This is a genomic window from Bacillus sp. RC242, assembly GCF_044908245.1.
GTDB lineage: Bacteria > Bacillota > Bacilli > Bacillales > Bacillaceae_G > Bacillus_A > Bacillus_A mycoides.
In genome coordinates, this window is the sequence record NZ_JBIYCZ010000006.1 from 332952 (window position 1) to 350346 (window position 17395).

The 17395-nt window shown below is 34.8% G+C and carries 16 protein-coding genes and 1 pseudogene; 16 read left to right on the forward strand and 1 reads right to left on the reverse strand.

What is annotated here, in order from left to right; genetic code table 11:
- Positions 1-282 precede the first annotated feature (282 nt).
- The 16 genes and pseudogenes from ABH957_RS14705 to ABH957_RS14780 all read left to right on the forward strand — a co-directional run.
- Positions 283-1668, forward strand: a pseudogene (locus ABH957_RS14705) (ribonucleoside-diphosphate reductase subunit alpha); the annotation flags it as partial.
- 95 nt (positions 1669-1763) lie between these two features.
- Positions 1764-2732: a class 1b ribonucleoside-diphosphate reductase subunit beta gene (gene nrdF, locus ABH957_RS14710; RefSeq protein WP_002011508.1), complete on the forward strand. Its 969-nt coding sequence runs from the start codon at positions 1764-1766 to the stop codon at positions 2730-2732.
- Positions 2733-3154: 422 nt separating this feature from the next.
- Positions 3155-4504 carry an APC family permease gene (locus ABH957_RS14715; protein ID WP_016093021.1) on the forward strand — a complete coding sequence of 450 codons (1350 nt, stop codon included), beginning with the start codon at positions 3155-3157 and terminating at the stop codon, positions 4502-4504.
- Between the two features lie 183 nt (positions 4505-4687).
- Complete coding sequence (locus tag ABH957_RS14720; protein WP_113936984.1) at positions 4688-5968, forward strand: Glu/Leu/Phe/Val family dehydrogenase; 1281 nt, start codon at positions 4688-4690, stop codon at positions 5966-5968.
- 18 nt (positions 5969-5986) lie between these two features.
- Positions 5987-6277 (forward strand): SAV0927 family protein, encoded by a 291-nt coding sequence (locus ABH957_RS14725; protein WP_000762559.1) that lies wholly within the window; start codon positions 5987-5989, stop codon positions 6275-6277.
- A 27-nt stretch (positions 6278-6304) separates the two neighbouring features.
- Positions 6305-6553 (forward strand): biotin/lipoyl attachment domain-containing protein, encoded by a 249-nt coding sequence (locus tag ABH957_RS14730; protein WP_002011502.1) that lies wholly within the window; start codon positions 6305-6307, stop codon positions 6551-6553.
- 144 nt (positions 6554-6697) lie between these two features.
- Entirely contained in the window at positions 6698-8827 is a 2130-nt protein-coding gene (locus tag ABH957_RS14735; protein ID WP_113936985.1) for a sigma 54-interacting transcriptional regulator, read from the forward strand.
- Between the two features lie 115 nt (positions 8828-8942).
- Positions 8943-9116 (forward strand): hypothetical protein, encoded by a 174-nt coding sequence (locus ABH957_RS14740; protein WP_404445641.1) that lies wholly within the window; start codon positions 8943-8945, stop codon positions 9114-9116.
- 99 nt (positions 9117-9215) lie between these two features.
- Complete coding sequence (locus ABH957_RS14745; protein ID WP_201055840.1) at positions 9216-10709, forward strand: aldehyde dehydrogenase family protein; 1494 nt, start codon at positions 9216-9218, stop codon at positions 10707-10709.
- Complete coding sequence (locus ABH957_RS14750; protein ID WP_061675927.1) at positions 10710-12083, forward strand: putrescine aminotransferase; 1374 nt, start codon at positions 10710-10712, stop codon at positions 12081-12083.
- Between the two features lie 193 nt (positions 12084-12276).
- On the forward strand, positions 12277-12657 hold the full coding sequence (locus ABH957_RS14755) for a GntR family transcriptional regulator (protein WP_201055843.1): 381 nt from the start codon (positions 12277-12279) through the stop codon (positions 12655-12657).
- The gene (locus ABH957_RS14760; RefSeq protein WP_088038198.1) at positions 12654-13352 is read left to right on the forward strand and encodes an ABC transporter ATP-binding protein; all 699 of its coding nucleotides are present in this window, start codon (positions 12654-12656) and stop codon (positions 13350-13352) included. The genes ABH957_RS14755 and ABH957_RS14760 overlap by 4 nt, the downstream gene beginning before the upstream one ends.
- Entirely contained in the window at positions 13349-14131 is a 783-nt protein-coding gene (locus ABH957_RS14765) for an ABC transporter permease (RefSeq protein ID WP_088038200.1), read from the forward strand. Before ABH957_RS14760 ends, ABH957_RS14765 begins: the two co-directional genes overlap by 4 nt.
- A 14-nt stretch (positions 14132-14145) precedes the next feature.
- Positions 14146-15048: an ABC transporter ATP-binding protein gene (locus ABH957_RS14770; protein ID WP_002030591.1), complete on the forward strand. Its 903-nt coding sequence runs from the start codon at positions 14146-14148 to the stop codon at positions 15046-15048.
- Positions 15048-15824, forward strand: coding sequence for an ABC transporter permease (locus ABH957_RS14775; RefSeq protein ID WP_088038202.1), 777 nt, complete (start codon positions 15048-15050; stop codon positions 15822-15824). Before ABH957_RS14770 ends, ABH957_RS14775 begins: the two co-directional genes overlap by 1 nt.
- 313 nt (positions 15825-16137) lie before the next feature.
- Complete coding sequence (locus tag ABH957_RS14780) at positions 16138-17151, forward strand: CPBP family glutamic-type intramembrane protease (protein WP_404457299.1); 1014 nt, start codon at positions 16138-16140, stop codon at positions 17149-17151.
- A 29-nt stretch (positions 17152-17180) separates the two neighbouring features.
- On the opposite strand, the gene ABH957_RS14785 is transcribed toward ABH957_RS14780, so the two are convergent.
- Entirely contained in the window at positions 17181-17363 is a 183-nt protein-coding gene (locus ABH957_RS14785; RefSeq protein ID WP_000707108.1) for a DUF3913 family protein, read from the reverse strand.
- Positions 17364-17395: the final 32 nt, after the last annotated feature.

Sequence of the window (17395 nt, forward strand, 5' to 3'; positions counted from 1 at the left end):
GCAGCCAAGCTCCTAAATCTATTAGATAAGGAGAAGGTTCAACGACCAAGTGGCTATGTAGGTGACTAAGTAGCTCGAACCTGGCTTCTCAAAACAACCAAATTCAAAGGGTGTATACAGTTATTATAGTTTATGCCATATTCATGTGCATCAAACATATGATAAATGGTTAAATGAAGAATTTGGCGAGAAGAAGATATGGTCTGAACTCTATAGCGATATAGAGAGGGTAGCAGAAATGACTATCCCCCATACGTTTTGACGATATGGAGTAACAATATGCAACGAAAAGGTGCAGGTGCAGTATACTTAAACATTTTCCATTGGGATATTATTGAATTCCTTGATACCAAAAAAATAAATGCCGATGAGAAGAGCCGTATTCAGTCTCTATCAATCGGAATTATCGTTCCAAGTAAGTTCTTTGAGCTTGCTGAGAAAAACGAACCTTTCCATGTTTTCGCGCCTTATACAGTATTTAAAGAGTACGGAAAACATTTAGATGATATAGATATCGACGAAATGTACGATGAATTAATGAGTAATCCGGAAGTGAAGAAGAAGCCACTAGATATTAGTGCGCGTGATATGCTTATTAAAATTGCTATGATTCAGCTGGAGTCTGGTTACCCATACTTAATGTTTAAATCAAATGCAAATAACCAGCATCCACTGAAGGATATTGGAACTGTGAAGATGTCGAACTTATGTACAGAAATCTTCCAGCTACAAGAAACTTCTGAAATAAATGATTACGGTACAGAAGACATTATCCGCCGCGATATTAACTGTAACTTAGGATCGTTAAATATCGTAAACGTAATGGAAAATAAAGAAATCCGTGAAGCAGTTCATGCGGGAATGGAAGCTTTAACAGCTGTTTCTGATATGACGATCATTCCGAATGCCCCAACTGTGAAAAAAGCAAATGATGAGCTTCATTCAGTTGGACTTGGAGCAATGAACTTACATGGATATTTAGCAAAAAATAAAATGGCTTATGAAAGTGCTGAAGCGAAAGAATTCGCTCGTACATTCTTTATGATGTTAAATTACTACTCGATTGAGAAAAGTATGGAGATCGCTAAAGAAAAAGGCGAAACATTTAAAGACTTCGATAAGTCTGATTATGCAAACGGCACATACTTTGAAAAGTATGAAACGACAGATTACAGCCCAGTAACTGAAACAGTTCAGCAATTATTTGAAGGAATTCATATTCCAACAAAAGAAGATTGGACAAGTTTAAAAGAGCAAGTACAGAAGAATGGTTTATACAACTCATATCGTCTTGCAATCGCTCCGACACAATCGATCAGTTACGTTCAAAATGCAACTTCAAGCGTAATGCCAATCGTAAGTCAAATTGAATCAAGAACGTATGCGAATGCGACAACATATTATCCAATGCCGTATTTATCAAAAGATACGTTCTGGTACTATAAATCTTCTTACGATATGAATCAGTTTAAATTAATTGATTTAATCGCAGAAGTTCAAGAACATATTGACCAAGGAATTAGTACTATTCTTTATGTTAATAGTGATATTTCAACACGTGAGTTAGCACGTTACTACATTTATGCACATAAAAAAGGCTTGAAGAGTCTTTATTATACGAGAACACGTAAATTAAGCGTGGAAGAGTGCGTGGCTTGTACCGTTTAATATAAAAAGTGAGACATTATGAGCAGGGTTTTTCTGAACCCTGCTCATGCTTAGTTATCAATTTTTTTATGTTTATTTAGAGAAGGGGCGATTTAATGCGTGCGGTAAACTGGAACAAAAAAGAAGATGATTTTAGTTTAATGTTTTGGAAGCAAAACATCGCTCAGTTTTGGACAGAAGAAGAAATCGCAGTGTCTTCTGACAAGAATACTTGGGCACAATTATCAAAAGAAGAGCAAATTGCTTATAAGCGTGTATTAGGTGGTTTAACACTTTTAGATACGAAACAAGGTGGCGAAGGGATGCCACTTGTACTTGTTCATCTTGAAAATTTACAAGCGAAAAGTGTATTAGCTTTCATGGGCGCTATGGAAGAAGTACATGCGAAGAGTTACAGCCATATTTTCACAACGTTAGCTACTGAAGAAGAAATTGATGATATTTTTGAATGGGTAGATAACCATCCATTACTTGAGAAAAAAGCTGGTATTGTTACTAGTTACTATCGTCGCTTATTAAAGCCTGAAGTAACGAAAAAAGAGTTATACATGGCAATGGTAGCAAGTGTGTTCTTAGAAAGTTACTTATTCTATAGTGGATTCTTCTATCCACTTTACTTAGCAGGTCAAGGTAAATTGACGGCAAGTGGTGAGATTATTAACCTAATAATTCGTGACGAGTCAATTCACGGCGTATTCGTTGGTATTTTAGCACAACAAATCTTCACAGAACTTTCTGCAGAAGAGCAACAAGAAGTACAAACGGAAACGCAAGAGTTATTAATGGAACTGTATGAAATTGAATTGGCATATACAGAAGAAATTTACACTTCTATCGGTCTTGTAGAGGATGTAAATCGTTTCGTTCGTTACAATGCGAATAAAGGACTTATGAACTTAGGGCTTGAGCCGAAGTTTGAGGAAGAAGAAATTAACCCAATCGTTTTAAATGGTTTACGTACAGATACGAAAAACCATGACTTCTTCTCTGTAAAAGGAAATGGTTACGTAAAAGCAACGAATGTTGAAAAGTTAGCAGACGATGACTTCGTATTCAATTTTTAATATAGTGTTATAGAAAAAGCTGTCTTTATAGAAAAGACAGCTTTTTTGCTATGAATAGTTTACATAATGTTATTATTTCATGGAAATATTTTAATCTTGTAAAAGCCCAATTTTTTAGGAAGTGAGAATGAAAAAACAAGGATTAAAGTTGTATTTTTCATATTTAGTCGTATGAGAGATTGAATAACTTATGTCAAAATGAATAAAAAATGAGAAGAAATGAGGACCAACTCCACCTATACGTTCTTTCTAGTATTGAATTTTCAAATGCTAGAAATTTTGGCTTGAAAATTGCATGAATATTTAAAAAGTAACAAAAAGGGAGGTAATACTCGGTGTGATATATAGTTATTTGAAAACGCTTCCTTTTGATTGTCGATTTTTAAATGGAAATTAGATAGAGAACGTAGGAGGAATGATAGGTGGGGAAAGTAGTTGGTTTAAAACGTTCATTAGGGCTTTGGTCAATTGTTATGCTAGGGGTCGGGTATATGACACCGATGGTTGGGTTTGATACATTTGGAATCGTTTCTGAAAAAACGGGTGGTCATGTTCCAGGAGCTTATCTTATTGCATTAGCGGGGATGTTGTTTACCGCTGCAAGCTACGGCAAAATGGTAAAGGCTTTTCCTACCGCAGGATCTGCTTATACGTATACACAGAAGACAATTAGTGCAAGGCTTGGGTTTCTTGTTGGATGGTCCGCGTTATTGGATTATTTGTTTCTACCAATGGTGAACGCACTATTAACGAGAATTTATATGTCAGCATTTTTCCCAAGTGTTCCTAGTTGGGTATGGGTCATTGGCTTTGTTCTCCTGGTTACATTAATAAATATGATTAGCGTAAATGTTACTGCTAATTTCAATACGTTCTTAGTAATATTTCAAGTGTTAGTAATGGCCGTATTTGTTTTTCTAGTTATAAAAGGCTTATTAGCGGGAGAGGGAACAGGAGAAGTTTTTTCCATTCAGCCGTTTTTTCAATCAGATATACAAATATCACCGTTAGTTGCAGGTGCAACAATTCTTTGTTTCTCATTTTTAGGTTTTGATGCAGTAACTACATTTTCAGAAGAGACACCAAACGCCAAAAAAACAATTCCTCGAGCTATTTTTCTTACTGCTTTAATCGGCGGAGTTTTATTCATTACTACAACGTATTTTACACAATCTATGTTTCCAGATACATCTGTATTTAAAAATCAAGAATCAGCATCCCCAGAAATTGCGCTATATGTTGGCGGGAAATTATTTCAAGCTTTCTTTTTAGTAGGAACCCTTATGGGGACACTTGCGTCTGGTTTAGCTTCTCAAACAAGTGTATCCAGGTTATTATACGTAATGGGGCGAGATAATGTAATTCCGAAGAAAATATTCGGATACATTCATCCTCGCTGGAGAACCCCAGTATATAATATTATTTTTGTAGGAATTATTTCGCTCTTCGCTATATTCATTGATTTAGAAACAGCAGCATCTCTTATTAACTTTGGAGCGCTTATTGCATTTACATTTGTTAATTTGTCTGTAATTTCTTACTATATAATCAAGAAAAAAAGATATAAGACGATAAAAGATTTCTTAAATTACTTAGTTATGCCTATTTTGGGTGCTGCTACTGTAGCCGTACTATGGTTTAATCTCAATATCCATTCACTTATTTTGGGACTTTGCTGGGCTGCTATTGGAATTGGGTACCTTCTATATGTTACAAATATGTTCCGTTCAGCTCCTCCGCAAATGCATTTTGAAGAAGCACAGGAAATATAAAAAGAAAAAGGCATCGGATAAGTTCCGATGTCTTTTTTTTATATTTGATAATCATGCAGCATTGCATAAGTCATTCAAAGATTCATAAGTAAAGGGGATGACACGATATGATTAACGTAGTATTTTCACTTGGCACGATTATTGCTTTGTACAATTAGTAAAAATATAAAGAGGGGTGTTATCGTGCCGATTCAATCAGAAAAACATACAAATACAGTTGAAGTTGAAAATCCTTTAGAGGAATTTCAAGCTATATTAAAAGAGGCGCTTCATTTTTTAAGTTATCCAGACGAAGTATTCGAATTTCTGAAAAAACCGATGCGTTTTTTAGAAGTAAGCATTCCTGTTCGAATGGATGATGGAACAACAAAGGTATTTCAAGGGTATCGCGCTCAGCATAACGACGCAGCAGGGCCAACAAAAGGTGGTATTAGATTTCATCCAGATGTTACGGCAGAAGAAGTAAAAGCACTTGCTGGCTGGATGAGCTTGAAATGTGGAGTGACAGGACTGCCATATGGAGGCGCAAAGGGCGGGATTATTTGTAATCCACAGGAGTTGAGTTTTAGAGAACTAGAGTTACTGAGTCGTGGGTATGTAAGAGCAGTAAGTCAAATTGTGGGGCCGACGAAAGATATTCCAGCACCTGATATGTATACAAATGCGCAAATTATGGCTTGGATGCTAGATGAATATGACCATATCAGGGAGTTTGACTCTCCAGGCTTTATAACCGGGAAGCCATTAATGCTAGGAGGATCACAAGGGCGGGAAACAGCAACTTCTAAAGGTGTATTGTATACACTTCAGTTAGTAAGTGAGTTAAAACAAATTCCGCTACAAAATATGCGAGTTATTATTCAAGGGTTTGGGAATGTTGGAGGTTATTTGGCAAAATATTTATATGATATTGGTGTGAAAGTAGTCGGGGTATCAGATGCTATAGGAGGAATTTATAATCCAGACGGTCTAGATGTTCCTTATTTACTAGAAAACAGAGATTCTTTCGGTGTAGTATCGAATCTCTTTAGTAAAATAATTTCTAATCAGGAGTTGTTAGAAAAAGAATGTGATGTACTCATTCCGGCGGCAATTGGAGGAGTCATTACAAAACATAATGCAGGAAAGCTTGGATGTAAGATTATCATTGAGGCTGCAAATGGACCAACAACAAAAGAGGCGATAACCATGTTAGAAGAAAAAGGAATTTTGGTTGTTCCAGATATTTTAGCAAACTCTGGTGGCGTGATTGTTTCATATTTTGAATGGTGTCAAAATAACCAAGGATATTACTGGACAGAGCAATATGTTGATCAATGTTTAAAGGAGAAAATTACATCTAGTTTTTCTAACGTACTTGATACTTCTAAACGCTTTGGAGTAAATATGAAAATTGCTGCTTATATGGAAGGGGTTCGCAAGATTGTAGAAGCATCGCGTCTAAGAGGTTGGTTGCATTTTTAACCTAAAGGGAGGGCTAAAATGAAACTGGATATTTTATTAGAAGAAGTGGAGAGACAACAAATCGGTTATTACTGTATTGTGTCGAATAGTCATCGTTACGATATAGCTGTTACGTATTCGCAACAGTTTCTTGGAAAAGCAATGGTTACCTCAATTCAAAATGGGAGAATGGTTTTATTAAGCCAAGAAGATATTGGAGAGGAACAATATTGGGCAACAAGGTTAGGCATTGAGGTAGAGGACATAGAAGAGTTTCAAAGCTTTTTCTATATGATTCTTCAGTCACAAAGGTTAGAAGAACAATATTAATAGAATAAAAGAAAGGGATGATTGATTATGTATTATGATATTATTACGAGTCCGTGTTATGGAATAATTGAAAAAGTGTCTATCGATAAGGATTCTCGAATTTATGAATGGGAGCCATTATTCGCTATTAAAGATATGAATGGTAAACTGGAAGTAATTAAGATGGGATGTAGTGGAGAAGTTCAATCTTTAGAAGTAGAAGCGGGAGATAAAGTAATTCCAGGTATGGTATTAGCTTATATTCAAGAAGATCTTTTCGTTAGTGGTAGTGATTAATGATAGAACTATGAGGAAGATGGAGGCACTCATCTTCCTTTTTTTATTAAATAAAGAAAGAAATGTTTTATTTTCAGATTAATTAAAAAAATCTGTTTTTAATGATACAATACAAATTAAATAGTTCAAAGGAGGAATAGCAGAATGTTTTCCATCGCTCATACAAAAATTAGACCCATAGTTTCTCTACCTATCGATCAATCTGAAAAGGAATGGAATATAGATGTTAAAAATATAAAAGAATCGTTTCTATTTTTAAAAAGAGGAGAGAAATTATTTGCATACGTTCATGTGAAGGATCTGCTATCAAATAGTAAGGAATTAACTTCTAAGCTATTACTTTCAAATGCTGTTTCACTAGATACAATATGTCATCTTAGTAAAGATATTTCTTTAACAGCTCTTTTTCAAATTATTGGAGCGCCGATTGCCATAGTAAAAAATGAAGTGGATGAGCTAACAGGATATATAAGAAGAGAGGATGTTTTTGCAGAACTATTTAAACAAGAAAATCAGAGTGTTGATATATTAAAAATTATTTTAACGTCTATTCCAATGGGGATTTTTGTAGTAGATCGTGAAAAGAAAATTGTAAATTGCAATGAGTCTGGTTTGAAGATGATTAAATCGACTCCTGAAAAAGTTATGAATGTACCAGCAAAACTGATTTTTAACGAAGAGCACATTAATAACGTATTTACAACGGGAAAAACGATCTTGAATCAATTACAAATCACAAATGAGATGGGTGTATTAGTTGACTATAGTCCAATTCCAAACTTTGATCAAAGTATTGAAGGAATGGTTATTATTGTGCAAGATTTGCCGATGGTCGAGGACATGGCGATGGAAATTGAATATATAAAGGATTTAAATAAAGATTTACATGCAATTTTGTCTAGCATTTATGATGAAATATTAGTTGTTAATCATAAAGGGGAATTAATTCGTTATAGTGAAACTGTTATCAATGATTTTTGGGGGAGTAATTTGAAGGACTTGTTAGGAAAAAATCTTTTAGACCTAGAAAAGAAAGGATTATTTAGTCCATCGGTTACGCGATTAGTGTTGGAAAAACAAAAAAAGGTATCAGTTGTACAAGAAACAAAAAGCGGAAGAAAAATATTAGCAGTTGGAAACCCTGTATTTAATGAAAACGGAGAGCTTCATCGTATTATTATTGCCTCCAGGGATATTACCGAAGCAACGAGATTGAAGACGGAATTACATGAAATAAAGAAGATATCAGAGCAATATAAGAAGGAGTTAGATGACTTTAAAAATAAAGATCGTTTTCTTAAGAAGCTTATCTACTGTAGTCCGAAAATGGAGCAAATTATTAACCAAGCTAAAAAAATAGCAGATTTTTCTTCCAATGTTCTTATTTCTGGAGAATCTGGCGTCGGAAAAGAAGTAATTGCTCAGGCAATTCATCAACTTGGAAACCGATCTTCAAAGCCATTTTTAAAATTAAATTGTGGTGCAATTCCAGAAACTTTGCTAGAAAGTGAACTATTTGGTTATACGAAAGGTGCTTTTACAGGAGCCGATAAAAATGGAAAAGAAGGATATTTTAAGCGGGCGGATCAAGGTATTTTATTTTTAGATGAAATTGGAGAAATGCCTTTACATTTGCAAGTAAAATTGCTTAGAGTCCTGCAGGAACAAGAAGTAATTCCTATTGGAAGTACAACACCTATGAAAATAAATGTACAAATTATTGCTGCTACAAATAAGAGCCTTGAAAAGATGGTCGAATCTGGAACATTCCGTGAAGATTTATTTTATCGGCTAAATGTAATTCCACTGCGAGTTCCTTCTCTACGAGAGCGAATGGAAGATGTTCCGGTACTTGCCTTTCATTTCTTACAACAGTTAAATGAAAAATATAATAAAAATTATCATTTAACTCCAGATGCGCTTAGCTTACTAGAGTTTTACTCATGGCCAGGAAATGTACGTGAATTACAAAATATGATTGAACGTTTAGTAGTATCAGCAGACGATCCAGTAATTGAAGCGGAGTTTGTTAGTAAGTTTTTAACAACTGGTTATGACTTTAAAAAATCAAAACCAGTTATTACAAGAGTATTACCATTACAAGAAGCACTACATTCTGTAGAAGAACAATTGATTTTACTTGCAATGAAGCAGTACAAAACAACGACTAAGGCTGCAAAAGCTCTTGGAATCAGCCAATCTTCAGTGAGTCGCAAATATCAAAAGATTGTTAGTGAAAAAGAGATAGCGGCTGATATCATCTCATATTCCTAAAAAAGGAGAAGGTCACATAGACTTCTCCTTTTTGTGTGCTCAGCATGTACATATTCTCTGGGATTCAAGTCCCGAGTGGTGAAGGCGGTAGCGGAAATGATTAAAGTTTCACTTTATGCAAAATGGAATAGTGTATGCGGAAATGCATAAAATGTTTGTTGTTTTTAAGAAAATAGTCAGTTTATCCCGCTATTTGTGGGCAGTAAAACTCCCACCTCAAAATTCAGGTGGAGCAAAGAAGTTAGGTGGAAGCCCTGCTGTCCGTAAATGCCCGATTGGTGAGGGCTAATTAAAGTTTCACTTTATGTATGATTCTTTTGAATTTTAAATATTGGCATGGAAATTGCTTATAAATATATAAACGATCGATGAAGGGGGATTCAATATAGTGCTAGATTTAAAAATGTATGTAAACGGTGAATGGAGAGACTCTAGTGATCAAGAAAAAAGAACGATTATTAACCCTGCGAATGGCAAGGGTATAGCATATGCACCTGAGGGAACGATTGAGGATGCAAAATACGCGATAGAAGTGGCAAGAACGGCTTTCGATAGCGGAATTTGGTCAGCAACATCCACTGCTGAAAGGGCATCATATTTATTTAAAATAGCAGATGAAATTGATAAAAATATGGAAGAATTAGTATACCTTGAAACAATGGATAATGGAAAAACGTACCGTGAGGCAGAAGGAGATATTGGAGATGCAGCGGCTTGTTTTCGCTATTATGCCGGATTGATTACAAAGCCAGATGGTCAAACATATCATGTAGCCGATCCGATGCAAGCGATGGTTGTAAGAGAACCAGTTGGTGTTTGTGGATTAATTGTTCCATGGAATTATCCGCTATTGATGAGTGTATGGAAAATTGCACCTGCTTTAGCAGCTGGAAATACCATTGTGTTTAAACCTTCTGAAGTGACACCAATCACTGCAACAAAACTATTCGAAATCATTGAAAAAGTAGGGCTACCAAAAGGTGTTGCCAATATGGTAATGGGGGCCGGTCCAATAGTAGGAAATGAAATTGCAGCGAGTAATAAAGTGGACATGATTTCCTTTACAGGTGGAACAAAAACAGGTAAGCACATTATGAGAACAGCGGCAGATAATATGAAAAAGATTTCGTTAGAACTTGGAGGGAAATCTCCAAATATTATTTTTGCAGATGCAGATTTTGAGACCGCTATTGATTATGCTCTATTCGGTATTTATGCAGGTAGCGGACAAGTATGTTCAGCAGGATCAAGAATCCTTGTCGAAGAAAATATTTATGATAAATTTGTTAATAGTTTTGTAGAGCGAGCACAGCAAATTAACGTTGGGCCTGGTGATAATCCAGAATCAGAAATGGGGCCACTTGTAAGTCAAGAACATATGGAAAAAGTATTGCGTTACATTGAAATCGGGAAAGACGAAGGTGCAAACGTTGCTTGCGGAGGTAGACGAATAATGGAGGATGGAAAAGGTGATGGTTTCTTTATTGAACCAACAGTCTTTGTCAATGTAAAACCTGATATGCGTATTGTCCAGGAAGAAATCTTCGGTCCTGTTGTAGTAATTCAAAAGTTTAAAGACGAACAGGAAGCAATTGAGTTGGCAAACGGTACAGACTATGGTTTGGCTGGAGGAGTATTTACAGTTGATGGTGCAAAAGCAATGCGTGTGATTCGCAAACTTCGCGCAGGAATTACGTGGATTAATAGTTATCATCCAACATACAATGAGGCACCTTGGGGCGGATATAAGCAAAGTGGTATAGGTCGTAGTCTAGGGACGTTTGGGTTAGAAGAATTTCAAGAAATTAAGCAGATTAATATAAATCTAGAAGTAGAGCCAATAGGTTGGTTTGCAAATAAAAAAAATGTAGGAGTGAATTAGATGGAAACGAACGTGAAAAATAAATTGAATGAGAAAGAATCAAATGTAAATGAGTATATTACGAAAGTACTACAGTTAATTGAAAAAGAAAAGGTTACTGAAGAAGAGGCAAACTGGATTCAAAAAGAAACAGTAGACGGATTTAGAGAGCATGTAAACCCTGGTTTTCTTGCTTATAGAAAAACAGTAACAAAAGATGGACAATTTGCAGCAGTAGAGTGGTCAGATGAAGGATCTTGTTTCATGGATATTAACGGTAAAAGATATATTGACTGTTTAGGTGGATTTGGAATTTATAATGTTGGTCACCGTAATCCGAAAGTGGTAAAAGCTGTGACAGATCAATTAAAACGTCAAGCATTACACAGTCAGGATTTACTGGATCCACTTCGAGCAATGCTTGCAAAGATTTTAGCGGATATTACACCTGGTGATTTGAAATACGCCTTCTTCACAAATAGTGGAACAGAAAGCGTAGAGGCAGCATTAAAACTAGCAAAAATGTATAGTGAACGAACAACTTTCATTGCTACAACGCGTGCTTTCCATGGTAAGAGCCTTGGTGCTTTATCTGGGACGGCAAAAGGAATGTTCCGTAAGCCATTTTTACCATTAATTCCGGGTTTCCGTCATGTTCCGTTTGGCGATATTGATATGATGAGAAAAACATTTGAGACATGTGCATTAGTGGGAGAAGATGTTGCAGCAGTTATTTTAGAACCAATTCAAGGAGAGGGCGGTATTATTTTACCTCCAGAAAATTATTTGAAACAAGTACGAGAGCTTTGTGATGAGTTTGGATCACTCCTTATCTTTGATGAAGTACAAACTGGAATGGGACGTACAGGAAAAATGTTTGCTGCAGAATTATATGATGTCGTGCCGGATATTATTTGTCTTGCGAAGGCGTTTGGTGGAGGTGTAATGCCAGCGGGAGCTATTGTTGCGAAAGAAACAGTATTCAAAAGTTGGTTTGAAAATCCATTTATGCACACAACAACGTTTGGCGGGAATCCTCTTGCATGCGCTGCTGCAATTGCAACAATTCATGTATTATTGGAAGAGAAATTACCGGAACGAGCGATGGAAGTTGGGGAGTATTTCTTAAATGGATTGAAACAAGCAGCAGAAGGACATGAAGATAAAATCTTTGAAATCCGTGGTCAAGGTTTAATGATTGGGATTGAATTCCATAAAGACGAGATTGGTTATGAAGTGTCAAAGGCGATGTTTGATCAAGGTATTCTTGTTGCGGGAACATTAATTAATTCAAAAACAATTCGTATTGAACCATCCCTTACAATTAGCTATGAAGAAGTAGATACAGTTATTAATACGTTTAAATCTGTGCTAACTCAAGTAAAAGTAAAATAAATTTCGCATAAGATTATATGTGAATTCAAACGATTGAAACTATAATTAGAATAGATTTACTTATATTGTATTACAGGAAGGCAGTGTAACGAAAAGTTACACTGCCTTTTTATTACATTTTTTGTTTTAAGTATTTACATGTAATTTGTCTTAGTGTACTATTTAACTAACACACTAAGACAGGAGGGGAGAAATGAAAATCGAGTTTTCTCCAAATACACCAATTTACATTCAAGTAATGGAATACATAAAGAAAGAAATTGTAACGGGTCATTTATCGCCTGGTGATAAAATTCCCTCTGTACGTGAATTAGCGAGTGAATTACAAGTAAATCCAAATACGATTCAACGTACATTTCAAGAGTTAGAGCGGGATGGAGTTGTAGTAACACGTAGAGGAATGGGACGATATGTAACGAATGAAGGGGAGAAGATTATGGAGCTGCGAAAAGATATGGCGAAAGAATTACTTCATTCTTTTATAGATGGAATGGACAATTTAGGTTTTTCAGAAGAAGAAATTCTTACAATCCTTCGTTCTTCATTACATGAGAAAAGGGAGGAGAGCGAATGACAGAGTTATTAAAAATAGAAAATCTATGGAAGCGGTACGGATTAAAAGCAGTGATTCGTGAGTTAAACATAGAGATTACAGAAGGAAAAATCGTTGGGCTTGTTGGAGATAACGGAAGCGGGAAAACGACGTTATTAAAAATGATTGCAGGATTGCAGCATCCTTCTGAAGGCAGCATAGTAATTAACGGTAAAAAAGTAGGGTTAGAGACGAAAGAAATCGTTTCATTTATGTCTGATAAGCCAGTCTTTGATGATTGGATGACTGTAAAAGATGCCCTATTTTTCTATCGAGATTTTTATAAAGACTTTGATATTCAAAGAGCAGTAGATACGATTGCAGAATTTAAAATACCGTTAGAAGAAAAAATTATAGCATTATCAAAAGGGATGATTGAAAAGCTTCAAATTATTTTAACATTTTCTCGAAAAGCGAAGTTATATGTACTAGATGAACCACTTGGCGGGATTGATCTTGTTTCTAGAAAACACGTATTAGATCTCATTCTACAATTTTATAGAGAAGATTGTACCATACTAATCTCAACTCATTTAATAAATGAAGTTGAAAATATTTTTGATGAGGTAATCTTTTTAAAAGATGGAGAAATTGTATTGTATGAAAATGTAGAAGAACTTCGTTTTCAGAGAGGAAAAGCAGTTCATGAATTGTTTAAGGAGGTGTTTAGTAAGTGAAGTCAATATTGTCCTATTTGTGGAATGTGAATAAGAAAAGATACATTGTCGCTTTTTTACTTTTTGTGCTAATTGAAGCTGTTTTGTTTTCACAAATGATTGTAAGGAAGAGTGATGCGGCTATCGATAGACAAGAGGGCATATTTGGAATCATTATGATTATATTTATTTTTTATGCCATTTATATGTTTATACAAACAATGAAATCATATTCACGCTTACTGACTAATCCAATGTTACGTCTTACAGCACTATCTGGGAAACAATATGTGTTTTCTATGCTTATCTTCTTTTATATTGTGATGGCTATGTGGTATGGAATAGTTGGGATTCTTTTCTACGTAGGTTATGTATTAGCATTTCCTACGACGTATGTATATATAGATGCAAAAGAGATTTTGCAAGCAGGCATTATTAATAATTTAATATATACAATGAGTGATTTATTTGAGTTTTTATTTGCGGTGTTACAAATTTTATTAGTAGTTACTTTAGTTAAATTGCTGACTAAAAAGAAAAAGGCACAAAATATACTGATAGTAATTATTTCTTTAGTAATAAATATAGCCTTTACTTTAGTCTCCGTATTGTTAGGAAAATTAATCCCAACTTTCCAATGGTTGCGGAGAGATGAATATAAGAGTGAAAGCGGAAATCTGCTTATAGATATGTTTAATAATAATGGGTTTAATGCTCTTAATATAAGTTTTATGCTAATTGCTAGTATTTTAATCGTTTATTTAATCGCTTATATTATCGACAAAAAACTAGAAGTTTAAAGGAGGAATCATCATTGGGAAATGTAGTAGTGAAATTAGAAAATGTCCGAAAAAAAATCGGTAGAACAGAAATTATTCGGGGCTTATCATTTGAGGTTCGAGAAGGAGAGGTATACGGATTCCTTGGACCGAACGGTAGCGGTAAGACAACGACAATTCGTATGATGACAGGTCTTATTTCTATGACAGAAGGCGATATTACAATTTGTGGTCATAGTATTCGCACAGAGCGTGAAAAGGCGCTAGAGCAAATTGGAGCGATTGTAGAAAATCCCGAGCTATATGATTATATGACTGGAATGCAAAATTTAAAGCATTTTGCGAACATGGCGATTACCCCAATTAGTAAAGAGCGCATCGCTGAAATTGTAAAGCTTGTTGAATTAGAGCATGCGATTCATAAAAAGGTGAAAACATACTCACTTGGTATGAAACAGCGTTTAGGAATTGCGCAGGCGTTACTTCATCAGCCGAAAATCTTAATTTTAGATGAACCGACAAATGGATTAGATCCAGCTGGTATTCGCCAAATTCGTGATTATTTACAACGATTAGCGAAAGAAGAAAATATTGCAGTCATTGTATCAAGTCATTTATTAAGTGAAATTGAATTAATGTGTGATCGTGTAGTTATTATAAAGCAAGGTGAGTTTGTACAAGAGTATAACTTACATGAACAAGCGAAGCATGATGAAACAGTTGTAGTTGCATTTGAAGTAGATCAAGTTCAAAAAGCGAACGAAATTATTAAAGGTAAAGTACAAGGAAATGTAGCTGTGGCATCTGTAATGAAAGAAGAGATTCCGCAAATTGTAAAACAGTTAGTGAATGCTGATGTACTCGTATACGGTGTTACTGTTCAAAATAAAACGTTAGAGGATGAGTTCTTAGCGATTACAGGGGGAGTGAAAGCGTAATGTTTAAATTAATTCAAAATGAATTTTTAAAGTTACATGCGAAAAAAGGTATGTACATTTTAATAGGTGTAATTGCAGCATTGGAGATTTTGGGAGTTTTAGCGATGCTGAAATGGGGAGGAGGAAATGAGTTTAAAGGATCATATTTAGATTTTGTAAGTTCAGAGATTGGTTTAATTACCTTATTTGCAACAATTTTTGGAATTACGATTGCGTCTCGTACAATTACTGATGAGTTCCAAAAAGGTACAATTAAGCAGTTATTAATCCGTCCGAGAAAACGAATTACAGTTTTGTTCTCTAAATATATTACAGTGTTACTTACTATATTATTTATCATATTTGCTAGCACGTTAATCGCAATGATTATTGGCGGGATTGTAATGGATGGTAGTAAAACAGGAGTAACGTTAGGAATCGTAATGAAGTCCATTTTATATCAAGTACTTTCACCGTTCTTCTTTGCAACTCTTTCATTTTGCTTAGCTAATGTATTTAGAAATTCTGTATTACCATTAATTATTACGATGTTCCTATTTTTCTTACAAGGACCAATTAATATGGTACTAATGATGTTTGCAAAAGGTGTAGCGAAATTTGTGGTGTTTTTCCATTTAAATTTAAGTGTTTACGACAGTAATAAATTAGTAAGTGGCGGAGTAGAACCACCATTTACAGAATTTACGTTTACAACTTCATTATTACTTGTGGTTGCATATTTTGCTGTATTACTTGTAGCATCAAGTGTATTATTCCAAAAACGTGACGTATTATAGTAGAAAAAATCCCCGTGTTAACGGGGATTTTTATTAACCAGCTTTTTTGATTTATGTAGCTTTTAAGTGTGGCAGATACATATTTACTTAGGAACATAATTGTAACTAAGTTGAAGAACATTGATATGGTATATCAAATAGGATTGTTATTATGTAATTTAATACGTATATTATTCGGAATAAAGTGAGAAAAATAGGAAGATTTTCAACTATATTCATATTATAATTTAGTTATCCGGCCATTTGTGGAGAAGGGCTACCCATAAAATACTGAATAAAGTTTCACTTTATATCATCTCTGGAGGTGTTCCATATGCAACATGCATTTTCACGTATAAGGCTACGTAGTTTTTTTGGATGGATGATTATAGGGATGTTCCTGACGATGATTCCATTAAGTTTATCAGGTGCTTCTGACAATACGATAGAGTTGCTGTCACAAATATCAATATTTTTTGCATTTCCACTATTGTGGCTATATTTAAAAACAAGTAAAAATAATGTTGTTTTTAAAAGCTTTTTTGATAAGCCTGGACGTTTACATTGGGGGTTAATTGTATTAGCAACGATCATGGGAATGGTTTTTGCAGTCGGTATATCCCAAATTCAATTTTATATTTTAGCACATACTTTACCTGATTTCTTAGTTACCATGTTAGAAGATGGAAATGTAATTAATACGAGTAACATATACATGACGGTATTTACTTTCATTTCAGCATGTGTATTAGCCCCAATAATGGAAGAGGTTATTTTTAGAGGTTTTTTCTTGCAGCGAATGGCTTACAAATGGGGGATTAAACGAGCGGTTATTATATCCTCTCTTATTTTTGGACTAGGACACTTTGATGTTATCGGTGCTTTCATGTTCGGTGTTATTATGTGCCTTCTATACATAAAGACAAAAAATATATGGACGAATATTGCTGTGCATGCTCTAAATAATTTGATTGCAACGAGTATGCAATTTGTAGGTGGAGATGGAAGTGACGCAATCTCGATTACTGAATTACAAGCACAAAGTAATTTATGGATCGGCATTGGTCTTGTGATTATCGGTTTATTATGGTTCATTCCTTTTACTTGGAACCAGTGGCGTACAGTAAAAGAAGTTGGTGTGCCACCGATTCGTTTCATAAATGAAGAAAAAGTAGTGAATACATCAGAAGAAAATGAAATATATAGCCAAGTGATAGTAACAGATAGATTGATGGCTGTAGAATTACCTGATGAAGCTGTAAATAAGCTTCGGTTAGAAGAAAATGATTATGTAACAGTTTCTGTAGAAGAAGATAAAATTGTTATAAAGAAAGCGCATAATAGATAATTAAAAAGTAGCTCCTAAAGAGCTACTTTTTAATTTGTAATAATCTCTACACGAAAATTATTACCGTTCTTTACATATTTAATATCTGTAACGATCCGAACGGTTTTTAGAAGTTCAACTTTTTCACCAATTCGAGGGATGGTCGGAACATTGTCCCAAATACCAAGCAAGTCATCTAATTGTGCCGTTTTTTCATAAAACCAGATTTTCAATGTAAAGCCCCTTTCTCGAACTTTATGTATTT